Here is a 21,889-nt window from a genome sequence, read left to right as displayed (position 1 = left end):
TAACGTAATAGATGCTATCGATAGAAACAAAAAGACCCCTAATCTATGGGGTCTTCTTAATGAGTATTTACAGTGATTGGCGATAATAAAGTTGTTTAATTTTCATGTCATACACTTTTTCTATCCTAAAAATAAAACAATAAAGTTATTTAAATCTAAAGGGAATACAACAATATCACCCGATTGCAGAGGATTAAAGAGCATACAGTTCTATTATTTTTTCTAAAGGTAATTTGTTCGGATTACACATATTAACAAAATAGGGTAACTGCCATTTTTGAGTTTTCATCGCTTGTTTACTACTCGGACTATCCCAGCTAGGATAAACTCTTATGGCCATTTTGCCCTTTGTTGAAGTAGACCTAAGAATGTTCTGTTTTAAAAGAATTTCTTTTGGAAAAATAAATTGACCAAACTCCTTTTCATTTTTAAAGGTCGTTATAACTAATAAATCAGGGGCTTCCTCATATAAGTAGGGTTGATTTTTATTATTTTCGTCCTTTTCCCACAATGCAACAAACTGCCCTACTTTAGTAGGGGTTATATTCGCAACTCTGAAGCGAACTGTTTTAGAAGATAATTGAAAGGTGCCAGCACCATACTTAGAATTTTGCTTCTCTTCTTGAACTGACTTTACAGTTAAGTGATTCGAATCATAAATCATTTTATTTACATAAGTTAATGCTGTAAAAAAATTATTCATTTCTTCACTCCTAAATTCCAAATAAAATGGCCCGATTGTTGAATAGTATAGGTTACATTTATTACCACAAAACAAAACTGTCCAAGTATTAGAAGTTCAATACAGGACATGACTCTATTTTTCTTTATTTTCATTGCAACACCTACTATAGGGTTGTGGGAGTAACCCCTACATTTGCCACAAATCTCCTTGTTGCTAGTTTATTTCTTTTCCCCTTAAACGAATATCTTTTTATTCTATTTTCAAGCTTTCTTTCGAAATGGAAAACGTCCCCACACCTACCACAACAGCCCTTGTCGTACCTTTAACAAGGGTTCAACTATATAACTGTATAGGTACATGAAGCTATAAAATTGTCCGTATTACTCATGTATTGCCAAAAAGTTAAAAGAAGATTAGAACAGTCTAATCTCCTTTCATCTCTGTCATTTCTTCTTTAATGACTTTAAAATCATCTTCACTTATTTCTAAATGGCCAAATCGAAACGAATAACCCCAATACTTCTTATTTTTAATAAAAGAGAGCTGTGGAATTAAAGGATGAATAGATGTTTCTGTACACTCCATAAAATCTATCTTTCTTCGGAAGGGTATAAAATCATTTCCCATATCAAATTGAAAGATATGATCATCAACAACTCGTCCTAAAGCTGTAAATTTTTGATAGGGAGTACTTTCATTAAGCTGTACCTTTGGAGAATAATAAATGATCCAATCGCCCGTCTTCATCTTTTTTAAAGGAGCTTCCTTACCATGACAAAGTTGAGCAAAACCACCTTGAACGCCCTTCATTACATGGTCGCGAGAAGCCACTCCAACCCAATACCTTATATTCTTTTCCACGTAAATCAACACCCACAATGATTGGCTGGAGAATTATCTGGAGTGGATGTTGAAACTGGAAAGTTCATTTCCTGCCATGCGGCAATTCCCCCCGTTAACTCTTTTACGTCATACCCTTGTTCCAATAAAGATTTGGCAACTTTAGCAGCTGTATTACACCAAACATCCCAACAATACACGATAATCTTCTTGTCCTTGGGAATCTCATCTAAACGATTATCTAATTCTTGTTCGGGTATAACATGGGCATCTTTAATCGTTACACTTCTTACATGAGCAGGACCATTCCTAACATCAATTAAAAAGTATTGTTCCGGATTCACTTCCTTTGCTTTTATGTAATCCATGGGGCTTATAGTCGCTTGAAGACGTGCATTAAAATAATCGAGTGCGTTCATTTGGTATAACCTCCCGTTTTCTATAGTGACTTCCAAATTCTAATCAAAAAGTCTTTCAGCAATTGTATTTCTTGCTGATTTAAAGGCGTTAAAACTTCTGATTCTACATCGGTTAGAAATTCCCAACGTGAACGCAGTACTTCCTTTCCTTTTTCCGTAATTAAAAGACTATAAGATCTTCGGTCATTAGGGTTCTTGGTTCTCTCCACAAATCCTAACGTTTCCAAATGATCAATATGACTGACCATCGTCGTTCGATCAATTTGTAGGTTGTCCGATATGTCTTTTTGAGACGAGTATGGGTTTTCCTCAATAAATAAAAGAACGCCATATTGTCTTGAATTGATGTTAAAAGGAACCAGTCCTTCAGCAAACTTATTTTCCATTTGTTGAAGAGCCTTTCCAAGTAAAAAACCATAAGATTGATTCCACTTATTCATCTAAGTCCTCACCTCCTTATATTAATCAGTTGAATATATAATCAGTATAACTGACTATTTTTCAAAAAACAAGTAAATACTTATAATGGTTTACTATCATAGCAACAGCGGACCACTTCGGAAGTATTTACCATGAGGTTGATTAAAGGAAGTAAAAAATCGCAAACTAATTAATTAACAATAATTTGGAACTTTTCTCTTTTATGAACGAGCATAATTTCAACATCCTTTAATTACCTTTTTTTCTGTAAAAAGTAAACACAAACAAACAGTTCGCAAAGCGCACGTCCGTAAAAGTTTACTTTTACGGTCATTTCCTTTTGATTAGAAATCTAGCCCTTTTGATGTTCGTTTAAGTTTAAAATTAAATTACGAACGTTCTTTGAAATACATACATTTTTACGAACGTTTTTGATAGTATAATAGGGGGATAAATACAAAAGGAGTATAAAAGTGGAAAATAGAAAATTTAGAGACATACGAGTGAGCAGCTGGGATCAAAATGAAGGTTGTCAACTTTAATCTATGGACTAATCTAGAATTTATCCTTGCAGCATTTTATAAATTAGTAAAATAATAATCTAATTATGGGTACCTCTTGCCTTTCTATTTTATTACATTATTGGATTTTTAATGTTAATCGATATCGAAAATGATAAAATAGTAAACAAAATATAAGGAAGGAAATTGCTTATAAGACTGGCCATAACTCTACAAAAGGGAATTATGGGAAATCGAGTTAAAAGGGGGAGGTATAAAATGCAGAGAGAGAAAATCGAGGTGGGGATGAAGAAAAGCAATTATAAAAAGAAAGGGCATCCATATCAAACATCCAAATGGAGAGGATTTTGGAACCTTATAATACGAAGACGTCCAACAAATTGGATTATGATCGCAGCCTTAGTGTTCGGTATGGGGGAAGCCCTCCTTTCATTGTTAATTCCATTAATAACAATGAATCTAGTTGATACTATGTCCAACGCTAACTTCCAATTAGGACAGATTTTAACAATCATTGTTGTTTTTTTAATTCAAGCAATTACCTCTGGTTTTTCGATATATACTATGTCCTATGTTGGTCAATATATAATTTCCAAACTACGTGAGGATTTATGGACACACATTTTAACTCTGGGGATTCCTTTTTTTGATCAACATACCTCGGGAGATACAATGAGTCGCGTAACAAATGATACAAACATTGTTAAATACTTTATTACAATGCACGTTGTTCCCTTCTTTTCTAGTATTATATCTATCCTTGGTGCAGTTGCCTTGTTGTTTTTCATAGATTGGAGAATAACTATAATCTTAATTATTGCTACCCCCGTGATGCTGTTTCTTATTAGGCCACTAGGTACAAAAATGTATTCCGTATCAATGTCCTTACAAGATGAAACTGCGAATTTCCAATCTGAACTGGGTAGGGTTCTCTCGGATATCCGACTAGTAAAGGCCTCTAAAGCGGAAGCATTGGAAAATAAAAAAGGGAAAACAAGGATTAATAATCTATTCTATCAGGGGCTCCGGGAGGCAAAATTAACCTCCATTGTTTCACCTCTAGTAATGACCGTAATGCTTACAATGTTGGTAACATTAATAGGATATGGTGGTGTCCGGGTGACTGCAGGTACTTTAACTGCTGGGGAACTAGTAGCGATAATATTATACATATTTCAGGTTATTCTCCCATTTACCCAAATGGCCTCATTTTACACGGAATTCCAAAAAGCGATGGGGGCAACTGAGCGAATTAACTACATATTAAATAAAAAATCAGAATCCGTTTGCGTTCAAGTATCGGACTATCCCCTTTTATCTAACCGCCAACCATTATTATTTAATAATGTTAATTTTTCTTATCAAAAGGATAAACCCATTTTAAATAAAGTATCATTCCATGCTGAAGTAGGCAAAGTAACAGCATTAGTAGGACCGAGTGGAAGTGGAAAAACGACTATTTTTTCCCTAATTGAACGATTCTATGAACCTTGTTCGGGTGAGATCTCGTATGGGGATATGAAGATTTCTAGTTTGAAGTTGTCAGATTGGCGTAGGCGTATTGCCTATGTCTCACAGGAAAGTCCCATAATGGCGGGGACAATTCGTGAAAATTTAATTTATGGTTTAAAAGACGTAACAGATAAAGAGATTCACATGGCTGTTGAACAGGCTTCTCTTACCTCGTTTATTAATTCTCTGCCTGATGGCTACAACACACAGGTAGGAGAACGTGGTGTTAAACTCTCTGGTGGACAGCGTCAACGTATGGCAATCGCTCGTGCTATTTTACGTGACCCTGATGTATTGTTGCTTGATGAGGCTACTGCCCATTTAGATAGTGAGAGTGAATATTTAGTTCAAAAAGCCTTAGAATTATTAATGGAGAGTCGTACAACAATTTTAATAGCACATCGCCTTTCAACAGTACGTAATGCACATAAGATTATTGTATTGGAGCAGGGTGAAGTGACAGGGGAAGGTACTCATAAGGAACTTAATTCTAAGCATGATTTTTACCAAAAACTTGTAGAACAACAATTTTTAAAAAGTTACGACGGTTTTTTAAGTTAAACAGTTATTAAATCATGTATCTATTATCCTTACACTTTTAAACCCCAACTAGCCAACTCATAATACTTAAGCTGCTAGTTGGGGTTTATTATCGAATTATGCGCGTTAAGTAAGTACATCACTATAATGGTTTAGTCCCAACCCGGAGTAACCGTTGTAGTAACTGCACAGAAGTATAGGTTTCTTAGAAAAACACTCATAATCCCCTCTGGAATTCCACCAATGCCAAAATGAGATGAGTTAGTTTGGCTAATTAGTTTCCTTTATTTCTTCATTATATTTTCTCAATTAAATTAGCTTGAAGCAACTTGTCCTTAAATTTATCAAGAGAGGATTCAAGTGTATCTAGAGAAGCATCAATCTGCCCCAGCAAAGTTTGTAATGCCTCATCCTCATTTTTGTTATTAATCAGAGCCTGCCAAAATAACTGACCGGTTTCATTAAATGATAAGTACTCCCCTGTATTTGTATTCAATAGTATTGTATCACCGTATAGTGTAGACACCTTGACTTGTTTGCTTGACCTATACATGATGTTCCTCCTCTAAATTTGTAACATTTACCCTATTTAAACTTTGAAGCCAAATTTCTATCATACAACATGATATAAGACATGTTGCCAACCTTGCGGTGAGTTTTTTATTTCCCATTACTCTTCTTAGTTTATCTGGGTCAATGATTCCGTATTGTGATAAAAAGGAATTTTCCAATAAGAAGCTTATTTGATTTCGATTTTGTAAAACATATTGCTCATCCAATGCCCCCATATTATAGTTATAATTCTTAGAAATAATTCCAGGGGGCAATTTTCCCTTATTCATTAGACGAAGTATGGGCTTGTCTACCCACATCCCACCAGTTGGTATATCCCTATATGAATAAGGAATTCGTAGGGCTAGCTCGATTAATTCTCGACTAGCTAAAGGATACATCATATGAACATTCTGTTCAGAGAGTTTACTTTGTAAAGAAGATTCAGTTTCATTATTGAGTACTTCTAGGAATGCCTCGTTCATATTTTTAGGAAACCTTAATAACTCTGATTTTGATTTCGCTAACTCGATAGAACTATTTGATAAAAGATCCTTATACAGGAACATTTTCGGAGATATTCTCTCCCATTCCTCATCTAATGTAGGGCTTGATCTATCTGTTCCTATACTTTCTAACCAATAACGTAACCTTTCATGAATTGGTAATGAACTTAAGTGATTGTCCATCGAGATATCAGGTAATGGTCCAAATATATGATCTCCAAAATGACCATTAGTAACGATGTCTATGTTATGTTCTTTAATCTTTTGAGCTGTAAGCTCGAATAATTTATAAAAACTATGTCCATAAGGGGTATGAAAATCCCAATTTGGATTAATATAACTATTTGTTTCTAATACCGTTGAAACCTCTATTTCCTCTAAAGGAACATTAAGATATTCTGTAATTAAACGTGCATCATGAGTTTCATCTCCTGCATCTATGCCTCGAAATGACCAATGAAATGCAACAACTGGTATCCCAATCTGTTTTAGGCGACAAAGTACAGACGCTGAATCTATTCCCCCACTTAATTGTACTGCAATAGTATCATTAGAGTTAAATCGACGTCTAAATGTTTCATCCATTAATTTGTTTGCCTCTTCTACATAACCCCCAATATTTCGGTATTTATTTCCTTTTTTAATTTCTAGTTGATCCACTTGTCGGACTTGTACATTTCCTTCATCGTAGATTAAACCATACCCTGGGGGTAATCGATGTATATCTGTAAAAAAGCTCCCATCATCTGGTGGGTTATTATTAAAACAAGCTACTAGTAATAATTCTTTTTGAATCTGATCATGTATAAAACGTTTGTTGTCCAACAACTCTAAAGGGTTTGTTGACCATCTTAACTTTCCGTTATCTATTTGATAATATAATGATGTTTTACATAGTATACTACGGTACAAATAACTACGACTCCGTTCTTGATCATGAAGTGCCATCAAAAATGCACCATCAATACCACATAAGGGTCTCATTCCCTCATTAATAAGTAAGTCAGTAAGCTCTAATACGGCTTTGGTTTCCTGTTGTTTAGAAAGGGCTTGAAACCATCTATTATTTATTTTGGAATCATTTGCCCAAATGAAACCATTTAACATTAAATTTTTATCTATAACTGGATAATTTGGGGTGAATTCCCCTTTCATTTTTATATCAAATCTCATTTAATCACCCTACTTCTTGTGGAACTCGATGCGTTTCCATACACAATTGTTTATAAGCTATCTTATCATTAACTGGAACACCTTCTAATTCAACCCATGCATGAAATTCATATTCAAGTACAGACATCATGGTTCTACGTCGTCCTATTACTACTTGAGCTGGTAAACCAACAAAACGGAGAGCTGCACAAATTACAGTAGCTCTCTCTAGACAAAGGGCTTGTTTGTGCTTAACATTAATCCAAATCTGTACAAATGAGTTTACTTTTCTTGCAAAGAGATATTTTTCTGTTTTATCAGAAAAATTATAATTTATTATTGGCTTAACCTTTTCCAAAATCTTCAGGCACTCGTTCCCCCCTACTTTTTTAAATACAGCCATAAATTTTAGGGTAAGAGAGATCAAACGTACTTTTGTTGTTATATTAATTCGTGGGACATCATAGATATGATTGTCACCAGTTATGAGAAATTGATAGTATTTCATAGTTGACCTTCCCTTTCTTTATGAGATTATTTATCCTAATAAAGCAAATAAATAGACCCAGAGACTCTGGGTCTATTTATTTACTTTATTAAAATCCACGGCCCCCATGCATCCCGTCAGGATATCTACCAGACATGCCACCTGTTAATTCTTCTAGATCGCCTTCCTTAAAAAACTCTGGCTCTTCAAAAATGATTTTCTCAATTGTTTTTTCTTCCATTTTATTAATTCCTCCCTCTGATTTAAAATTAAGTGGTTCTACTATTATTGTAAATAATTCCTAATTTAATATCAATACTATTATGGATTAAATTTCAAAAAATGTAATTTAATTCATATAAAAATATTAGTTTTATAAAGGGATAGAGCATATAATCAGCAACTATTTTATACCTAATAATCAAGCATAAGAATGTAAACCTGCTATTACAAGATTAACAAAAATCAAGTTAAACATAATAATCGCAAAACCGACGACTCCAAGCCAAGCGGACTTTTCCCCATGCCATCCCTTCGAAAGACGAAGATGCAGGTAGGTAGCATAGAATAACCATGTTATAAGGGCCCATACCTCTTTAGGGTCCCAGGCCCAAAAACGTGTCCAAGCAATTTGTGCCCAAATCATCGCAAATATTAATGCCCCTAATGTAAAGATCGGAAAACCAATTGCTACTGATCGATAGCCAATTTCATCGACTAGATCCAAATTGACTTTTTTAGTTAATGGTTGCAGCATAGCTGAAATTCGTTTTCTCAATATCAATCTGATTATTCCGTATAAAAAGATTCCAACTAATGTAGCCCAGATAACAGTATTAACTTTTCTGGCTGAAAAAATTGCGGGTAGTTCTATTATTGTCTCAAACTTTCCTTTCGTTAATAGTTCTCCTTCATGGGGACTTACTAGTGCTGGTAAATGGTATTCCATCTTCGCCTGATTATCCTGTTTGTCCACCCAATTGAATATGGCTTCATAATCCATCAATCTAAAAATAGATGTAACGATTATAAATGCAATCGTTGTTACAATTACAAACATAACAAATTCCAGAAAGAAAACCTTCTTAGACCTTTCCGTTTGGTCTACTGTTCGAATCAGATAGATAATTCCGGCAATGAAACTAATAGCTAGTATTGCCTGCCCTAATGCGGCAGTCGTGACATGAATATAAAGCCAGTCACTTTGTAGCGCCGGAATCAATGGGGAAATTTCTGAAGGGAACATGCTTGCATATGCAATAAGAAGCAAAGCAATCGGGAGAGTAAACATTCCAATAAGAGCTGTCTTGTAAATCAAATAAATAATGACAAAAGCAAAAACAAGCATCATCCCAAAGGCCGTTGTAAATTCAAATAAATTACTAACTGGTGCGTGGCCGGCGGATATCCACCGAGTAATAAAATATCCCAGCTGAGCAAGAAGACCAATGACAGTTGTAAGAAATCCAAGTTTTGCCCATTTGGATGGACTGGGGGATTCAGAACGTTTATCTCGAATAGTTCCCCCAAATAAGAACGTTGATATTAAATATAAAAAAAAGGCTATATACAATAAATTACTACTTAAATCTTCCACCATTCCCCTCCTAACTACACTATTTGTCTTCTGTTCCTTTTTGATCAACTGGCTCGACAATCGGGGTATTAGCTACAATTTGACTTATTTCACTTTTCAACCCATACCAATTTTTATTCGTATGTCCAGCTAAAAGGATCTTTCCATCTTTTGATTGTAGCCAAATGCGTCGATGAGCCCAGTACATACCTTGAATGACTCCAATCATAAAGATTGCCCCGCCCACTCCAAGTATCCAAAGGGTCATATCCTTACGAACTGTTAAGGCCGAAAGATTCTTTGTTTCTACACCTTCAAACTGCATCTTATATTGGTTATCTTCATTAGCCTCAATCGTTTTTTGAATGGCCACGAAGCTCCTCTCACCCTCTGGTTTATCAGGTGTAATCATTTTGAACAAAAAAGCTGGATTGTCAGGTGATTTTGTTTTCGTATCTGGTAATCCCTCACTGTTAAAATAAAAATCAGGTAGATATCTAACGACCCCTACTCTATAGCCATTTCCTAAATCATAGCTTTTCTTGGGTTCCAGTAAATCTATGGTAACTTCCCCGAAGCTCTTCTTTGTATCCTTATTGATTAAACTAAATTTCATCTTATTCAATTCGTTTAATTTATACCTAAACTGGTAGAGGGAATAATTATCGTGTTTTAATGGTTGATTAACCTTAATTTTCTTTTCCTTCACTTTGGCTAATTCAGGTTCCTTACCATGGACTATTTCACCCTTCCGTTCATACAATACAGCATTAGTTTGGAAGGTTTTAACAATAGATCCATCCCCTACACGCGTAATTGCTTTATCAAATACATCATCAGCATTATCTTTGGTATAAACATCCATTAAAAATTGTTCATTTTTCAAATAATACTTTCCATCTGTGCCTGGGATAACAGCCGTTTCCCCTTCTCGAATCCATAATACTTCATCGACGTACATTCCTGGTACAAATCGAAGCATTGCTCCCAAAAGAAAGATAATAAGACCAATATGATTCACATAAGGGCCCCACCTTGAAAATCTTCCTTTTTCTGCGAAAAGATTACCATTTCCCTCTCGAATGTTATATTTTTTTTTCTTTAACTTTTCTTTGATAACTTCCACATCTTGTGATAAATCTCCTGTTGTTTCACTGAACAGCCGTTGTCTACGCATAAAAGTTTCATGTCTGGTTACCCCTTGTTTCTTAAGGGCTCGATATAATGGAATAACCCGGTCTAAGCTACAGATCACTAATGAGATACCAATGGAAGCGATTAAAATCATATACCACCAGGAACCATATAAGTTATGAAAGCCAAACTGGTAATACAATTGACCGAAAACGCCATACTCATCCTTATAGAATTCTTCAGGTGTTACGGTCTGAGGTATATACATTTCTTGAGGAAAAATAGTTCCGAGTGCAGAGGCTATGAGAGTCACCACGATAAGCCATATTCCCACTTTTACGGATGAAAAGAAATTCCAAATTTTATCTATTATAGTTTTATTATAAGTTTGTGATCTTCGAGCACTGCCATCATAACGCATATCAAGTAATTTTTTACTTTTGGATTCGTTATTTTGACCAACTGGCTTTCCACATGATTCGCATAAGATAGTTCCAACTGGATTGATATGTCCGCAATCACACTTTACTTCCTTCATGTTGAAAACTCCCCATTTAAGGTTTAATTAACTCCATATAATCTCTTACCATCTTTTCAGTCATGGAGCCCGTAATGATTTTAACGACTTTGCCATCCTTATTAATCAAAAAGGTGGTGGGAAGGGGCTTCACCCCGTAAGCATTTAAAACCTGACTATCCTTGTCCATGACAACAGGAAAATTCAAATTGTATTGTTTTATAAAATTTGAAACCGTTAAATTTGATTCCCCAACATTTATAGCCAAGATCTCAACACCAAGTTCTTGATAATTTTTATACTGATTTGCCATATAAGGCATTTCTCGTTTACAGGGTTCACACCAAGTCCCCCAAAAGTTCAAGAAAACTCCTTTTCCTTTTAGATCTGATAATTGATGTTTTTTCCCATCTAGATCTGTTAGCACAAAGTCAGGTGCTACACTACCTTCTTTCACCTTCTCCTTATCTGTAAAAAAGTTGGTGTATAAGGTATATCCTAAAGTAGCAATTAAAACTGATAAGATGATGGTACGGATGAGCAAACGTCTTTTTTTCATACAAACTCCCCTATCAATAAAGCCTCAATCCCCCGATATCCAAATTCATTATTTTATATTATATTGAATTAATTGGATCCTTTAGGGGTAGAGCCGGTTTAACTACCGAGATAATTTAATTATCAGATTACAGAGAGCTATTATTCTCATCATCACTGCCATACAAAAGAGAAATATCATTAAATTTCTTTTTTATATCCTGTTCCATTCACTTCCCCTTCCTTATTTTCTCTACTTATATACGATTGAAAGGTTGTATTAACAATACTTTGAAATACTTTAGTGGAGGATCCATCCAGTGTTGTTTTTTTACAATTTTTATAATCAAAAGCTATTTTTCTTCAGGGACAATGATTAATTCAATTCCTACTGTAGGAATATTCAGGTAACGGCGTATTTAATTATCCACTTAATATAATAAGTTTCCTTTTTCATATGTATATAGGGATGTTGACATGCTTATCACCTTCTTTATATTACTAATCTAAACTATTTTTAAATCTTCTTTATACTCATTCTTTTTAAGCCTTTAAAAACCCTCCCATAATATTGCAGATTATATATTTAAAAGTCCCTTTTGTAGTTATTTATTGTTATCATAGTAACTCATATGTTTATCTGTCAGAACGATAGTATCCAAGTTATTCTACTATGAAATCCTTATCTTTTTTTATTTACTTGGAAAAATTTGAATGTTAAGATATTTACAAGAAATAAAATACATAAATTAGGAGGCGATGTATTTGAATAAAAGATTAAGTAAAAAAACATTCTTAAATCTGTTCCTTTTTACCTGATATGAGTTTACTCCAACGTATTTTTAGGAGTATCCCCTCACTTTCAGTTATGGAAAACAGTAAGAAGCATTATAGTACACCAATTCCTCCTTTACCTTTGGATCAGACATCAGAAAAATTCCAACGCTTTCTTCTACAGAATTGAGGATCATCTTCACGAAGTTTTAACTTTTTCAAATAATTCGGTTTTCATTAACAATGCAAGGTATATAATCCAATCTCTATTTTATATTCTAAAACTTAAATTAAACTAATAAATATATTAGTATTAGGGAGGAAAAAATGAAAAAAACTATTTCTATTTTAACAGCATTATCAATAGGTTTTGGACTATTGACTTTTACTGATAAAGGTGTAAGCGCTACCGAAAAGGAAATAAGTAATCTAAATGAAGAACAAGAGCCTATTGATAAACTGAATACAGAGCTTAAAAAGGAAGGAAAAGAACCGATAACAGAAGAACATTATTTCGAACTTGCTAATGAGGCTTTAGATAAAGCAAGAATAGAAGTAAATAAACAGCTCGAAGAAGGAAAAGAAGATATAAAAGTTGAAGAGGAAATAGGGGATGAAGATTTATTTGGTACTGTAACTTTTGAAACAGAAATACTTCAACCTGAGCCAGCACCAAAGAACCTCTTAATGCAGAGTGATGGTTATAATACCCTAGCATATCAAAATAAAAACTATTCGCATAGTATTGCAATGAATGGTTTTGCTTATCAATTTAGAATGAAAACATTTGGTTCATTCACTCATGGAAAAAATTCAAAAGGTCAGGCTGTAGTAAATGGTTACTCGTATCAATGCGATGCACAAACTATATGGCCGTATAGTGCTTCTGATACTGTTAGGGCAAATAGAGTAGATCCCAGTTATGTAAAAGTAATTAGTAAAGGTACTTTTACTGCACTAAAGGTAGGAGCAACTTATCATGGATATATTGACATCGGATTATATGGTAGTGGGAACTATCGAGTCTTAAGATCAAAATTTGATTATTAGTCAAAAAGATCTGGATAAACAGACTTTTATTGATTATAGAGAGGTGTGAAAACTAAATGATGTTTGCAATAGAAGCTATTATAGGATATGTTTGTTTTTTTATACTTAATTTTGTAGTTGATAAATTTTTCAACAAGCAAAAGGCCTCTTTCGGGCGTCTAAGTATCATTTCATTAATCCAAACTATTATCGCTATAATTATATATGTCATTATTTAGTTGACACACTCTTCTAAGTAAAAGCTCTGTAGTTTACAAATAATAGGAAAACAGTACTCTTATGGTTGAATGATTATACAAAGCACAAGAAGCTATCTTCTTGTGCTTTTAATTTTTATAATAACCTTTAATAATGTACTGGAACACGATCTAACTTTCGCTGTTTTGCTACATAATAACGACTATAACTATCCACGAGCTCATGTGTTTTGGGATTAATAATAATGGGTTTATCTACGGTTCCATTCTTTTCAATGCTCTCTTCTACGGCTTTTTGTTTCGCTATTACCGGTATAAATTGAAGAAAGGTTTCTGGAACCTTAATTTTCTCTAGGGACATCCAATCCTTCGTTCCCTTTGGAACAAGAAGAGGCCTTTTCTCTTTCTCTTTTTTGCCTTCCTCTCGTGGAGTGTATAATGGAAGTTCTGAATTAATGCCCATTTTTAAAGTACATCAAAAACATACATTTATGATACATAGATTTTGATACAAGTTTCGAAACAGAGATAAGGGTTTGCTGAGGTAGGAACTAATCCATTATGGAACCATCTCAAAAAACATGGTTTTTGGAATTGATTATCCTTTGTATAATGACTAGAGAACCTTTATTAAACTTTAAAAAAGGTTGTTCCCTTTCACCTTCACTTAAATTTACCAAATAAGGAAACCACTTTTCGCCTATCACAATTGCCCTTGTCTCATTCTATATAGATATCATATATAATAGTTTTTGTTTAAATACTGTGGACATTTAGAGAACAAATAAATTTTTATTATATAAGATATGTCTAAAAAAGTAAAAAAAGCAAACCCATTGATTGAAAATAGGAGTGCTCTTTTATATCTTATTTATACTTTCGTAGATGAGTATAACTAGGGATATAATTATTTAAAAGATTAGATATAAAGACATATAGAACCACTAAAAGTAGGTTGTAGGATAATTTATAAATTCTGAGATACTACATGTTTAAGTTCGCTATATTTATTCTTACTTACTCTTATTTCGGCATCTACATCTTCAAGTTCTATTAAATAGGACCTCATATATTGATCAGGCTTAATTTCTACAATCTTCTCTATAGGAATTAAAAAAGACTGATGAGGTCGAAAGAATTGGTAATTTGCAAGCATTCTCTCTAATTCATTAAGTGTGTTGCTACATTCAATTTCTTTCTTCCCTTTTATATTAATGATGCATTTTCTTCCCCGTTTCTCTATAAAACTAATCTCGTTAATATTAATAAAATGTATGGAACTCTTGTCCCTCACTGTTATCTTTCTATTTGGCTTTTGAGTTCTTGAAGGTATCATTTTTGTTAAAGGGCTATATTTTCTTTGAAATTGTAATAAAGATTTCTCGAGTCGTAGAGGACCTACCGGTTTAATTAGGAAATCTATTGGATACAGTTCGTATCCATGTAAGGCATATTCCGCATACCCTGTCACAAATATAAATGATATATGAGGAAATTCTTTATTAATAATATCTGCCAATTTTAAACCATTCATATAAGGCATATCTATGTCCAAAAAGACCAGGTTAATTTCTTTTGTTCTTAAAAAAGATACTACTTCTCTGACATCTGAACAGCTATGTATTTTATCAATATATGAGTAATTGTTTAATAAATGTTTTAACATTTCTATGCAGTGCACATTATCATCAACAATTAAAACATTATAATTTCCCACGCTTCTCTCTCCTTATATAACTTTGTTCTGTTCGAGTAGGGGAATACGGGTAACAAACGAAGTTGTATTATCAGTTAGCTCAAGGTATATTAACCCGTTATATCTTTCTACAAGTCGTTTAGTATTCAGTAGACCAATACCCTCGTGATTATTACGTTTAGTAGTAAATTGCTTTTTAAACAATTTGTTTGCAATTTCGCTATCCATTTGGCCACTATTCGTAACAGTAAATACATATTCTTTAGAAAGGTTTTCAAACTCAATGGATAACTCGATCCATTTCTCAGAATGGTTGGTATATGCTAAAGCATCAATTGCATTAGTTACTAAGTTCCCAAGTACACGATTGATATCAGTCACCTTACAGGGTATATTTTCTAGAGAATCATTAGCATTTATCGACATTTTTATATTTTTAACTTCAGCCTGTTGCTTAAATGTTAGAATCATAGCCGAGACAGCATGATGATATAAAGGAATAATTTCATTAAGTGCTCTAACGTCGTCTAGCAGCTCTTCTATATATTTTTCAGTATCTTCTACTTTTCTTTGTACAATTAACCCGTATAAAGTACTTAGATGATAAATAAAATCATGCCGTTGAGATCGAATAACTTGAAAATATGTGTTAATTTCCTTCTCGTGCTGCTGTTCTAATTTCTTTTCGAGGTTATACAGCTCACTTTTTATGATTATCTGTGAAAAGAAAACTAAATACGTTGTAGCACTAATAATTACAAATAAAACTGTTGAATCTATTGATTTTAGTAAGAATAGGTTCGACGATAATGTCAAGGAGACAATAACAACTAAAGCCATGGTACTCCAAACTAAAATTCTGTATTTTAATCCGTATTTTTCAGGTGATGAATTATCTGTTTCACCATATACCATTCGCCCAGGTACAAAAGAAAGTTTATATCTTATAAAAACTAGACCTACTAAAATTATTAATACTATATGGGGAAAAGCTAATAATAATTTCTCAATGGACTTTGAATCTAAAATTGTGATAACGTCAATTAAATTCCCTAAGAATAAAATCGATAACAATTCCCCCATTAATAGTGTGCAAATTCCTAAGGAAATAGATAAAAATGAGGCTGTTAAGCTAATTCTAAATATCATTTTAAATAACATAAACATAATACTAAAATTACATATAAACGTGATCCAAGAATGAAATGGAGAAGTCATAGTAATAAGAACGGTAAAGCTGGTTCCAATTAGAATAAATGTAATTATCCCATATTTTAACTTCGAAAATTTCAATCCTAAAAAAGCAATTGAAAAGAACATTAACGAAGTTATCTCCAATCCTGTTCCAAATACTTGAATTACAAAATTCATTTTGATCCCTCCCTTTCCTATAGATAGTATACAACATGTAATAGTATGAAAAAGGAATATTTATCATAAGTAGTAATTAATGATAAATATTCCTTCTTGATCCTAATTTATTTTTAAAAAAATATTTATAAATTACAGTTGGGGTAAATGTTCATTATATTTTTTAATCACTTTAACTAATTTTTAAATTTATATAAAACATATAAAGAAAGGCAAGTCTAAACTGAATAGACATAATTATGCCCTATTTAAGACAGAAAATATCCATGTTGGGAATAAAGTATAGACGTAACACATCCTTTGATTTAATTTATGAGGAGAAGTTCTATAGAGAGCTATATTGTATTACATAATAGTAAGGGAGTAAATTTATGATTGTTAGCTGGCTAAAATGGAAACTGATTATCAGATGGAAAAATCAATGGAGTAATATTAGAGTCTTTAAAAACATATCTATAGGCAAATATTTGTGGTTATTAGCCCTTATAAGGGATGTGTTCAATGCACTTCTCATATTTTTTGGCACCTATTTCTTTCTAAAATATACCGTTTTTAATAATTTCTTTTCTAATGAAACCATAAGACAGCAAATTGTCACCAGTATCATATCGAGATTCTTTTCTATTATTAAAGAGAATTATGAAATTCTTTGGTCCTTAGTCTTCCTAATCATTATATTATTTTCTATCATTTCAGGTGTTTCTTCTTCAAAATGGAAACTACAATCACAGGATCAAGATTGGTTAATAATTAACCTTAAGCTTAGTAAATTCAAATCAGATATATTCTTATATCTAGAATCCATAGTATGGGATACTAAAGAGTTTATATTTAACTATATCCCCCTTATGTTAGCATTAGGGATAATTACTGGGGTAGATTATTTATCCCTTATAACACTTATCTTCCTAACTTTAGGACTGTATTTAGTCCTAACATTTCTTATTTCGGTATTTCACAACCAATATATATTATTACAGAACTATGGAGAAAGTTTTGTATTTAGGATACTGAGTAATATTTCATTTAGAGGGGTGACGGTTTATATAGCATTTCACCTTGGAAAAGTGATCTCTCCGTGGGTGAAAAACTTTCCTTTAACTAGTAATAATGTAGATTATAAAGTCTATAATGACTGGGTAGAGGAAGGTACTAATGTAACCTTTGAAATTTTCAAATCAATCTCAGCAATTTTTTCTTACTCTTATATGCCCTACAATGTATTATCAAATATTTTACTTGAGGGTCTTAATTACTATTCTATACTTAAAATACTCCTGTTTTTCGGGTTAATAATCTTGTCAATTTTACTTGTATCGATATGGGGAAAAGGAAGGAAGGATACCCATCATTCTTTTAATAGATTAGGGCCTATAGGTAGTTTATTAGCTCGAGTAATACCTGGTCCATCTTATACACAAGTATTAGTCAAACATTTTTATCGTACAGAATATTTAAGGTATAGATTCCCTACTATCTTAGGACCACCAGTCTTTTGGTTATTATGGGGGGGCATCTTAGGAATATTACAGACCATGAATTCTACAGAAAATATATATTTTCTTGTACTCTCTTTCTATCTATTTTTTCTCACGCATTTTTATGTTCATTCTATATTTACAGAACTAACAGGAATATTTTCGTTAGATGGGGAAGGAAAGCAGGTTATAACTTATTTACTGACAGGAAAATCATTGTGGGAGGTTTTTAAATATAAATTTCACTTATTCATTATTACAAGTTTACCTTTATTTATAGTAATGGATATTGTATTTTTCACCATTAATAAAATGGATATTGTAATATCTATATCTACATTACTGTTGCATACCGTAGTATTTCTATTCCTTTCAACATTACTGTTTCTTCCGTCTATTTTTAGACCCCATTTTCATTACAGTAATATTGAACAACTAGATGAGTATGCTGATAAAAAAATTATATCAGACGTTATTCAGTTCTCTACTGTTGGATTAATAATTCCAATTTTAATGATGCCGACAGCTTTCCTGCTAGTAGGTGCATTGAGTAAATTAGAGTACCTAACACTTCAATGGGGGGGAATAGGAGCTATTCTTTCCATAATATATGGAGGTTTGCTCTTAATCATTGCCAATCATTTATATAAAATGTCTAATTTTGATCGTATTAATTTATAGAAGGAGAGAAATCTATGGAAAAAGCTTTATCCTTTAAAGGGATTAGTAAAACATTTAATTCCAAGTACATTCTAAAAGATGTGTCATTTGATATTGAAAAAGGAAAAATCACTGCTTTCCTAGGACAAAATGGAGCAGGTAAAACTACTACTTTAAGAATTGCAACCGGGTTACTTCTCCCTGATAAAGGGGGAGTGCTCGTTGATCAAGAAAAGATTGAGGATGCAAAAAAACACGTAGCATTCATTCCTGACTATCCCTATCTTTATGAAGAATTAACAGGTCGTGAATACCTTAAGTTTATTATACAACTCACTAAGTTGGAAATCTCACAAGAACAAGTGGAAAAGGAAATCATATATTATGGTTTAAATAAAGAAATTGATAAATTAATTAAAAATTTATCCCTTGGTAATAGAAAGAAATTAGCTTTACTTGGAACCTTGTTAAATAGACCATCTGTATTACTATTAGATGAATTCATCGCCGGAATTGATCCGATAAACATGAAAAGAATCAAAATGATACTAAAAGATTACGTTACAAAATGGAACAATGCCATTCTACTATCTACACATCAATTAGAAGTAGCAGAGACATTTTGTGATGCTCTTATTTTAATTGATAATGGGGTAATTCTGAAAAGAGAGAGTAACCTATCAAATGTACTTTCTGGGAATGGCAATCTAGAAGAATATTTTATTAATACCCTACATATTAATGGAGATTATAAAAATGACTAAAAAATTTCTTTTCCTAGCTATTTTAGTATTTTTACTCTTTGCTTCTCCCCCATTAATAATTGCTATCTACAATGGGGAATTAAAAGATATTTTAATAATATCCGGTATCATTATTTTAGTATGTGTAATGAGTATATATGAATACAATAGAAAAAAGGGGAATTAAAAGGACTAAGGGGATTAAACTTTAGTCCTTTTTTATGACAAACACGAATCAAACCACTCCCCTTTTTAAATCCCCCTTTTTGCAATGTTTCTAGTAACTCATATCCATAGACATCTTTCCTCTGAATCATGGCTAGGATACTTTCCTCTAATAATCCCTTAATCATCTGACTATACATAATCTCCATACCACTTCCTTTAAGGTTAAACAGGAAATTAGTTTTATAATCCCTTAAATGAATTATCTTATAAATTTTACCGTTAAAATAATTAATGTTATCGGAAAAAGACTTTGGCTTTGATTGTCCAAAGTCTTTCATTTGTTATTATTAGTTAAAGCTTTTTTTAAAGTCAATTATTGTACGAACTATATGTCTCTTCAATTCTTTAGAGAAACAAGCAATTAAAGTTCCAACAATATTTAAAACGATGAAGAAAATCCATAAACCAAAAAATAAATTAAGAAAGGAGCCCAAAAATATAATTGCCATTCCTATATAAAATCCAATATTCCAAATATCATCATCTTCTTTGTTCTCATCAATATCTATTTCTTTTTGACTAGTTGATGAATAATTTCCTTTGATCAATTCATCAACTGTTGTCTCATATATCTCACTTAACTTTAAAAGATTTTGGATATCAGGATAACCTTTGTTATTTTCCCATTTATAAACGGCTTGCCTTGATACGTTCATTTTTCTAGAAAGATCCTCTCGGGACATACCTTTTAACTCTCTTAAATGCTTTAATCGCTCACCTATATTCATCTAACCACCTACCTTGTAGTACCATTTTATAACAAATGTGTAAAACCAGCCACAAACGCTTTGATTATGCACTGTAAACTAATGGTTAACAAGAATATTTTCATGCATAGATCATACATTTCTAATTGACATAATCTTTGTTATCGGCAATGAAAAAAGGTTGGACGCCTTCTAGGTACCGAACCCTCTTCGAATATAACAAGATAAGCATTTTGCTTCATCACTCAACCTTAATTACTTCAATAAAAAATAGCATCTAAACAATTAGGTGCTAAAATCGTAAGTTTTTTAAATCAAAAAGAAATAAGCAAATCAACGGTAATATATATGTATATTATAATTATCCTTATACCTTCGTATAAAAAATTCAACGGAAAATGAGGGTTTAAGACTTAATATCCGGGGAACACGTCCAATATAGAAAAGAAAATGTAGAATAATGACGCTTCTTTTCTAAATTAATTTTGGAGGTGGAGTAAGATGGCTAATAACAATAATACGTACAAAACAGGTGAAAAAGCACCAGAAAGTGGAACGTATAAAGTACAAAGTCTAGTCAGTGGAAGCTCATCAAGTCAAGATAACACTGAAATTAAATTAGAGGAAGGTGAACAGTTCCCTCCTTCTCCTTCAAGTAATGAAGCGGCGCACTGGAAGAAAGTATCTTAATTAATATAGAAATCATGACCACCCCTCCAACGGGTGGTCATGATTCGTGTTATGATAAAAATTAGTTTGAATTATTATGAGAGCAATCTTTCATAATATGGCCCTTTAATTGCACACAGTTTTTAAGAAATACATAAATAACGTATACAAAACTAGTTAACATAATGAGTATTATCGGAAATAAAAAGCCTTGAATTCTTCAAATTCAAGGCTTTCTCAAATTATTTATAACGTCTAGCTGAAAAAAATTGGACAACTGGAAACACAACTAAAGCAAGACATAAAGCTGCAAACAAAGATATATTTCCAAAATCATTCTTTCTTAAAAAAACCATCCGATCTAAAATCCAAAGTAAAAAAAGACTTATTGTTAGGATATAATAACTCACTTTAGCACTATTTGTAGCTATCTTTTTCCCCATTTCATCCTTCTGTACCTTCTTATCAGAACCCCAAGTAATGAACTGGAACCATGCTACGACTACTAAAACCATTCCTATTACATGATTTACATTTAATTTGGTTCCAGTTATAAAATCTGTCGTATACATTGTAAGTAAAAATAAGGAAAGCATAGCTAAGATTATGCCTCCAACTATATTATTCTTTCGATTCCTTGTCATTATAAATCCCTCCTGTTTTGGTAAGAAAATAATTCATCTACACTTACTCCTAATATTTCTGCTAGGTAAAAAGCTAGAGCTAAGCTTGGATCGTACTTATTATTTTCAATAGCATTTATCGTTTGCCTGGATACTTCGCAAGCATTAGCTAAATCCTCCTGAGAGAGCTTTTTTAATTTTCTTAGTTCTTTGATTCGATTAATCATCTATATCAACTCAACCCCATAATGTAAAATAAGTTTTACATTTAGATTATATGGTTAAAAATGTTAAA

23 protein-coding genes are annotated in these 21,889 nt (G+C 32.6%); 6 read left to right on the top strand and 17 right to left on the bottom strand.

Features of this window, described 5'->3' with window-relative positions; genetic code table 11:
* Window positions 1-193 precede the first annotated feature (193 nt).
* The 4 genes from BM012_RS20795 to BM012_RS20780 form a co-directional block, all read right to left on the bottom strand.
* A complete protein-coding gene (locus tag BM012_RS20795; protein WP_061803939.1) occupies window positions 194-703 on the bottom strand; it encodes a MepB family protein in 510 nt (169 codons plus the stop codon).
* A gap of 405 nt (window positions 704-1,108) precedes the next feature.
* Entirely contained in the window at window positions 1,109-1,546 is a 438-nt protein-coding gene (locus tag BM012_RS20790) for an EVE domain-containing protein (RefSeq protein ID WP_074842888.1), read from the bottom strand.
* Between the two features lie 5 nt (window positions 1,547-1,551).
* Window positions 1,552-1,944, bottom strand: coding sequence for a rhodanese-like domain-containing protein (locus BM012_RS20785; RefSeq protein WP_061803938.1), 393 nt, complete (start codon window positions 1,942-1,944; stop codon window positions 1,552-1,554).
* A gap of 20 nt (window positions 1,945-1,964) precedes the next feature.
* Window positions 1,965-2,384: a MarR family winged helix-turn-helix transcriptional regulator gene (locus tag BM012_RS20780; RefSeq protein WP_061803937.1), complete on the bottom strand. Its 420-nt coding sequence runs from the start codon at window positions 2,382-2,384 to the stop codon at window positions 1,965-1,967.
* 786 nt (window positions 2,385-3,170) lie between these two features.
* Between BM012_RS20780 and BM012_RS20775 the strand changes: the two genes are divergently transcribed.
* Window positions 3,171-4,958: an ABC transporter ATP-binding protein gene (locus BM012_RS20775; RefSeq protein ID WP_061803944.1), complete on the top strand. Its 1,788-nt coding sequence runs from the start codon at window positions 3,171-3,173 to the stop codon at window positions 4,956-4,958.
* A 274-nt stretch (window positions 4,959-5,232) separates the two neighbouring features.
* Here the strand turns inward: BM012_RS20775 and BM012_RS20770 are convergent, their stop codons facing one another.
* The 7 genes from BM012_RS20770 to resA form a co-directional block, all read right to left on the bottom strand.
* Complete coding sequence (locus BM012_RS20770) at window positions 5,233-5,490, bottom strand: PqqD family protein (RefSeq protein WP_061803936.1); 258 nt, start codon at window positions 5,488-5,490, stop codon at window positions 5,233-5,235.
* On the bottom strand, window positions 5,483-7,168 hold the full coding sequence (locus BM012_RS20765) for an asparagine synthase-related protein (RefSeq protein WP_061803935.1): 1,686 nt from the start codon (window positions 7,166-7,168) through the stop codon (window positions 5,483-5,485). Before BM012_RS20765 ends, BM012_RS20770 begins: the two co-directional genes overlap by 8 nt.
* Window positions 7,169-7,172: 4 nt before the next feature.
* Window positions 7,173-7,655 carry a lasso peptide biosynthesis B2 protein gene (locus BM012_RS20760; protein ID WP_061803934.1) on the bottom strand — a complete coding sequence of 161 codons (483 nt, stop codon included), beginning with the start codon at window positions 7,653-7,655 and terminating at the stop codon, window positions 7,173-7,175.
* 88 nt (window positions 7,656-7,743) lie between these two features.
* Window positions 7,744-7,875 carry a hypothetical protein gene (locus tag BM012_RS27125; protein WP_268801467.1) on the bottom strand — a complete coding sequence of 44 codons (132 nt, stop codon included), beginning with the start codon at window positions 7,873-7,875 and terminating at the stop codon, window positions 7,744-7,746.
* 180 nt (window positions 7,876-8,055) lie between these two features.
* A complete protein-coding gene (gene ccsB / locus BM012_RS20755) occupies window positions 8,056-9,231 on the bottom strand; it encodes a c-type cytochrome biogenesis protein CcsB (RefSeq protein WP_307843867.1) in 1,176 nt (391 codons plus the stop codon).
* 19 nt (window positions 9,232-9,250) lie between these two features.
* Complete coding sequence (resB, locus tag BM012_RS20750) at window positions 9,251-10,882, bottom strand: cytochrome c biogenesis protein ResB (protein WP_061803932.1); 1,632 nt, start codon at window positions 10,880-10,882, stop codon at window positions 9,251-9,253.
* A gap of 16 nt (window positions 10,883-10,898) precedes the next feature.
* Window positions 10,899-11,420: a thiol-disulfide oxidoreductase ResA gene (resA, locus tag BM012_RS20745; protein ID WP_061803931.1), complete on the bottom strand. Its 522-nt coding sequence runs from the start codon at window positions 11,418-11,420 to the stop codon at window positions 10,899-10,901.
* Window positions 11,421-12,499: 1,079 nt separating this feature from the next.
* Between resA and BM012_RS20740 the strand changes: the two genes are divergently transcribed.
* Window positions 12,500-13,222 (top strand): hypothetical protein, encoded by a 723-nt coding sequence (locus BM012_RS20740; RefSeq protein ID WP_061803930.1) that lies wholly within the window; start codon window positions 12,500-12,502, stop codon window positions 13,220-13,222.
* 345 nt (window positions 13,223-13,567) lie between these two features.
* Here BM012_RS20740 and BM012_RS20735 read toward each other — a convergent pair whose 3' ends face one another.
* The 3 genes from BM012_RS20735 to BM012_RS20725 form a co-directional block, all read right to left on the bottom strand.
* A complete protein-coding gene (locus tag BM012_RS20735; protein ID WP_061803929.1) occupies window positions 13,568-13,882 on the bottom strand; it encodes a ParB N-terminal domain-containing protein in 315 nt (104 codons plus the stop codon).
* A 504-nt stretch (window positions 13,883-14,386) separates the two neighbouring features.
* On the bottom strand, window positions 14,387-15,136 hold the full coding sequence (locus BM012_RS20730) for a LytR/AlgR family response regulator transcription factor (protein ID WP_061803928.1): 750 nt from the start codon (window positions 15,134-15,136) through the stop codon (window positions 14,387-14,389).
* Window positions 15,137-15,148: 12 nt separating this feature from the next.
* Window positions 15,149-16,486, bottom strand: a complete 1,338-nt coding sequence (locus BM012_RS20725) for a sensor histidine kinase (protein WP_061803927.1) — start codon at window positions 16,484-16,486, stop codon at window positions 15,149-15,151.
* A gap of 371 nt (window positions 16,487-16,857) precedes the next feature.
* On the opposite strand from BM012_RS20725, the gene BM012_RS20720 reads away from it, so the two are divergent.
* Genes BM012_RS20720 through BM012_RS26560 form a run of 3 tightly spaced genes read left to right on the top strand, consistent with a single transcriptional unit; the run spans window position 16,858 to window position 19,554 of the window.
* Window positions 16,858-18,645, top strand: a complete 1,788-nt coding sequence (locus tag BM012_RS20720) for a hypothetical protein (RefSeq protein ID WP_061803926.1) — start codon at window positions 16,858-16,860, stop codon at window positions 18,643-18,645.
* Window positions 18,646-18,659: 14 nt separating this feature from the next.
* Window positions 18,660-19,388: an ABC transporter ATP-binding protein gene (locus BM012_RS20715; RefSeq protein WP_061803925.1), complete on the top strand. Its 729-nt coding sequence runs from the start codon at window positions 18,660-18,662 to the stop codon at window positions 19,386-19,388.
* Window positions 19,381-19,554 carry a hypothetical protein gene (locus BM012_RS26560; protein ID WP_161939298.1) on the top strand — a complete coding sequence of 58 codons (174 nt, stop codon included), beginning with the start codon at window positions 19,381-19,383 and terminating at the stop codon, window positions 19,552-19,554. The genes BM012_RS20715 and BM012_RS26560 overlap by 8 nt, the downstream gene beginning before the upstream one ends.
* A gap of 328 nt (window positions 19,555-19,882) precedes the next feature.
* Here the strand turns inward: BM012_RS26560 and BM012_RS20705 are convergent, their stop codons facing one another.
* The gene (locus BM012_RS20705; RefSeq protein ID WP_064504982.1) at window positions 19,883-20,323 is read right to left on the bottom strand and encodes a helix-turn-helix domain-containing protein; all 441 of its coding nucleotides are present in this window, start codon (window positions 20,321-20,323) and stop codon (window positions 19,883-19,885) included.
* A 480-nt stretch (window positions 20,324-20,803) separates the two neighbouring features.
* On the opposite strand from BM012_RS20705, the gene BM012_RS20700 reads away from it, so the two are divergent.
* The gene (locus tag BM012_RS20700) at window positions 20,804-20,992 is read left to right on the top strand and encodes a YjzC family protein (protein WP_061803923.1); all 189 of its coding nucleotides are present in this window, start codon (window positions 20,804-20,806) and stop codon (window positions 20,990-20,992) included.
* Window positions 20,993-21,213: 221 nt separating this feature from the next.
* Here BM012_RS20700 and BM012_RS20695 read toward each other — a convergent pair whose 3' ends face one another.
* Window positions 21,214-21,615, bottom strand: a complete 402-nt coding sequence (locus BM012_RS20695) for a hypothetical protein (RefSeq protein ID WP_061803922.1) — start codon at window positions 21,613-21,615, stop codon at window positions 21,214-21,216.
* Window positions 21,615-21,821, bottom strand: a complete 207-nt coding sequence (locus BM012_RS20690; protein ID WP_061803921.1) for a helix-turn-helix transcriptional regulator — start codon at window positions 21,819-21,821, stop codon at window positions 21,615-21,617. Before BM012_RS20690 ends, BM012_RS20695 begins: the two co-directional genes overlap by 1 nt.
* Window positions 21,822-21,889: the final 68 nt, after the last annotated feature.

Origin of the sequence: Priestia endophytica DSM 13796 (assembly GCF_900115845.1) — a bacterium.
GTDB classification, from domain to species: domain Bacteria; phylum Bacillota; class Bacilli; order Bacillales; family Bacillaceae_H; genus Bacillus_I; species Bacillus_I endophytica.
Note: the sequence above shows the minus strand (reverse complement) of the source record. Positions and strands in the feature narration are given on the sequence as shown.

Excerpts from the sequence above, each read along its gene's own strand:
- BM012_RS20700 (WP_061803923.1), top strand. The coding sequence starts at position 20,804 with ATGGCTAATAACAATAATACGTACAAAACAGGTGAAAAAGCACCAGAA.
- BM012_RS20740 (WP_061803930.1), top strand. The coding sequence starts at position 12,500 with ATGAAAAAAACTATTTCTATTTTAACAGCATTATCAATAGGTTTTGGA.
- BM012_RS20720 (WP_061803926.1), top strand. The coding sequence starts at position 16,858 with ATGATTGTTAGCTGGCTAAAATGGAAACTGATTATCAGATGGAAAAAT.
- BM012_RS20725 (WP_061803927.1), bottom strand. The coding sequence starts at position 16,486 with ATGAATTTTGTAATTCAAGTATTTGGAACAGGATTGGAGATAACTTCG.
- resB (WP_061803932.1), bottom strand. The coding sequence starts at position 10,882 with ATGAAGGAAGTAAAGTGTGATTGCGGACATATCAATCCAGTTGGAACT.
- BM012_RS20770 (WP_061803936.1), bottom strand. The coding sequence starts at position 5,490 with ATGTATAGGTCAAGCAAACAAGTCAAGGTGTCTACACTATACGGTGAT.
- BM012_RS20705 (WP_064504982.1), bottom strand. The coding sequence starts at position 20,323 with ATGAATATAGGTGAGCGATTAAAGCATTTAAGAGAGTTAAAAGGTATG.
- BM012_RS20785 (WP_061803938.1), bottom strand. The coding sequence starts at position 1,944 with ATGAACGCACTCGATTATTTTAATGCACGTCTTCAAGCGACTATAAGC.
- BM012_RS20715 (WP_061803925.1), top strand. The coding sequence starts at position 18,660 with ATGGAAAAAGCTTTATCCTTTAAAGGGATTAGTAAAACATTTAATTCC.
- BM012_RS20795 (WP_061803939.1), bottom strand. The coding sequence starts at position 703 with ATGAATAATTTTTTTACAGCATTAACTTATGTAAATAAAATGATTTAT.
- BM012_RS26560 (WP_161939298.1), top strand. The coding sequence starts at position 19,381 with ATGACTAAAAAATTTCTTTTCCTAGCTATTTTAGTATTTTTACTCTTT.
- BM012_RS27125 (WP_268801467.1), bottom strand. The coding sequence starts at position 7,875 with ATGGAAGAAAAAACAATTGAGAAAATCATTTTTGAAGAGCCAGAGTTT.
- BM012_RS20735 (WP_061803929.1), bottom strand. The coding sequence starts at position 13,882 with ATGGGCATTAATTCAGAACTTCCATTATACACTCCACGAGAGGAAGGC.
- resA (WP_061803931.1), bottom strand. The coding sequence starts at position 11,420 with ATGAAAAAAAGACGTTTGCTCATCCGTACCATCATCTTATCAGTTTTA.
- BM012_RS20760 (WP_061803934.1), bottom strand. The coding sequence starts at position 7,655 with ATGAAATACTATCAATTTCTCATAACTGGTGACAATCATATCTATGAT.
- BM012_RS20780 (WP_061803937.1), bottom strand. The coding sequence starts at position 2,384 with ATGAATAAGTGGAATCAATCTTATGGTTTTTTACTTGGAAAGGCTCTT.
- BM012_RS20690 (WP_061803921.1), bottom strand. The coding sequence starts at position 21,821 with ATGATTAATCGAATCAAAGAACTAAGAAAATTAAAAAAGCTCTCTCAG.
- BM012_RS20775 (WP_061803944.1), top strand. The coding sequence starts at position 3,171 with ATGAAGAAAAGCAATTATAAAAAGAAAGGGCATCCATATCAAACATCC.
- BM012_RS20765 (WP_061803935.1), bottom strand. The coding sequence starts at position 7,168 with ATGAGATTTGATATAAAAATGAAAGGGGAATTCACCCCAAATTATCCA.
- BM012_RS20695 (WP_061803922.1), bottom strand. The coding sequence starts at position 21,615 with ATGACAAGGAATCGAAAGAATAATATAGTTGGAGGCATAATCTTAGCT.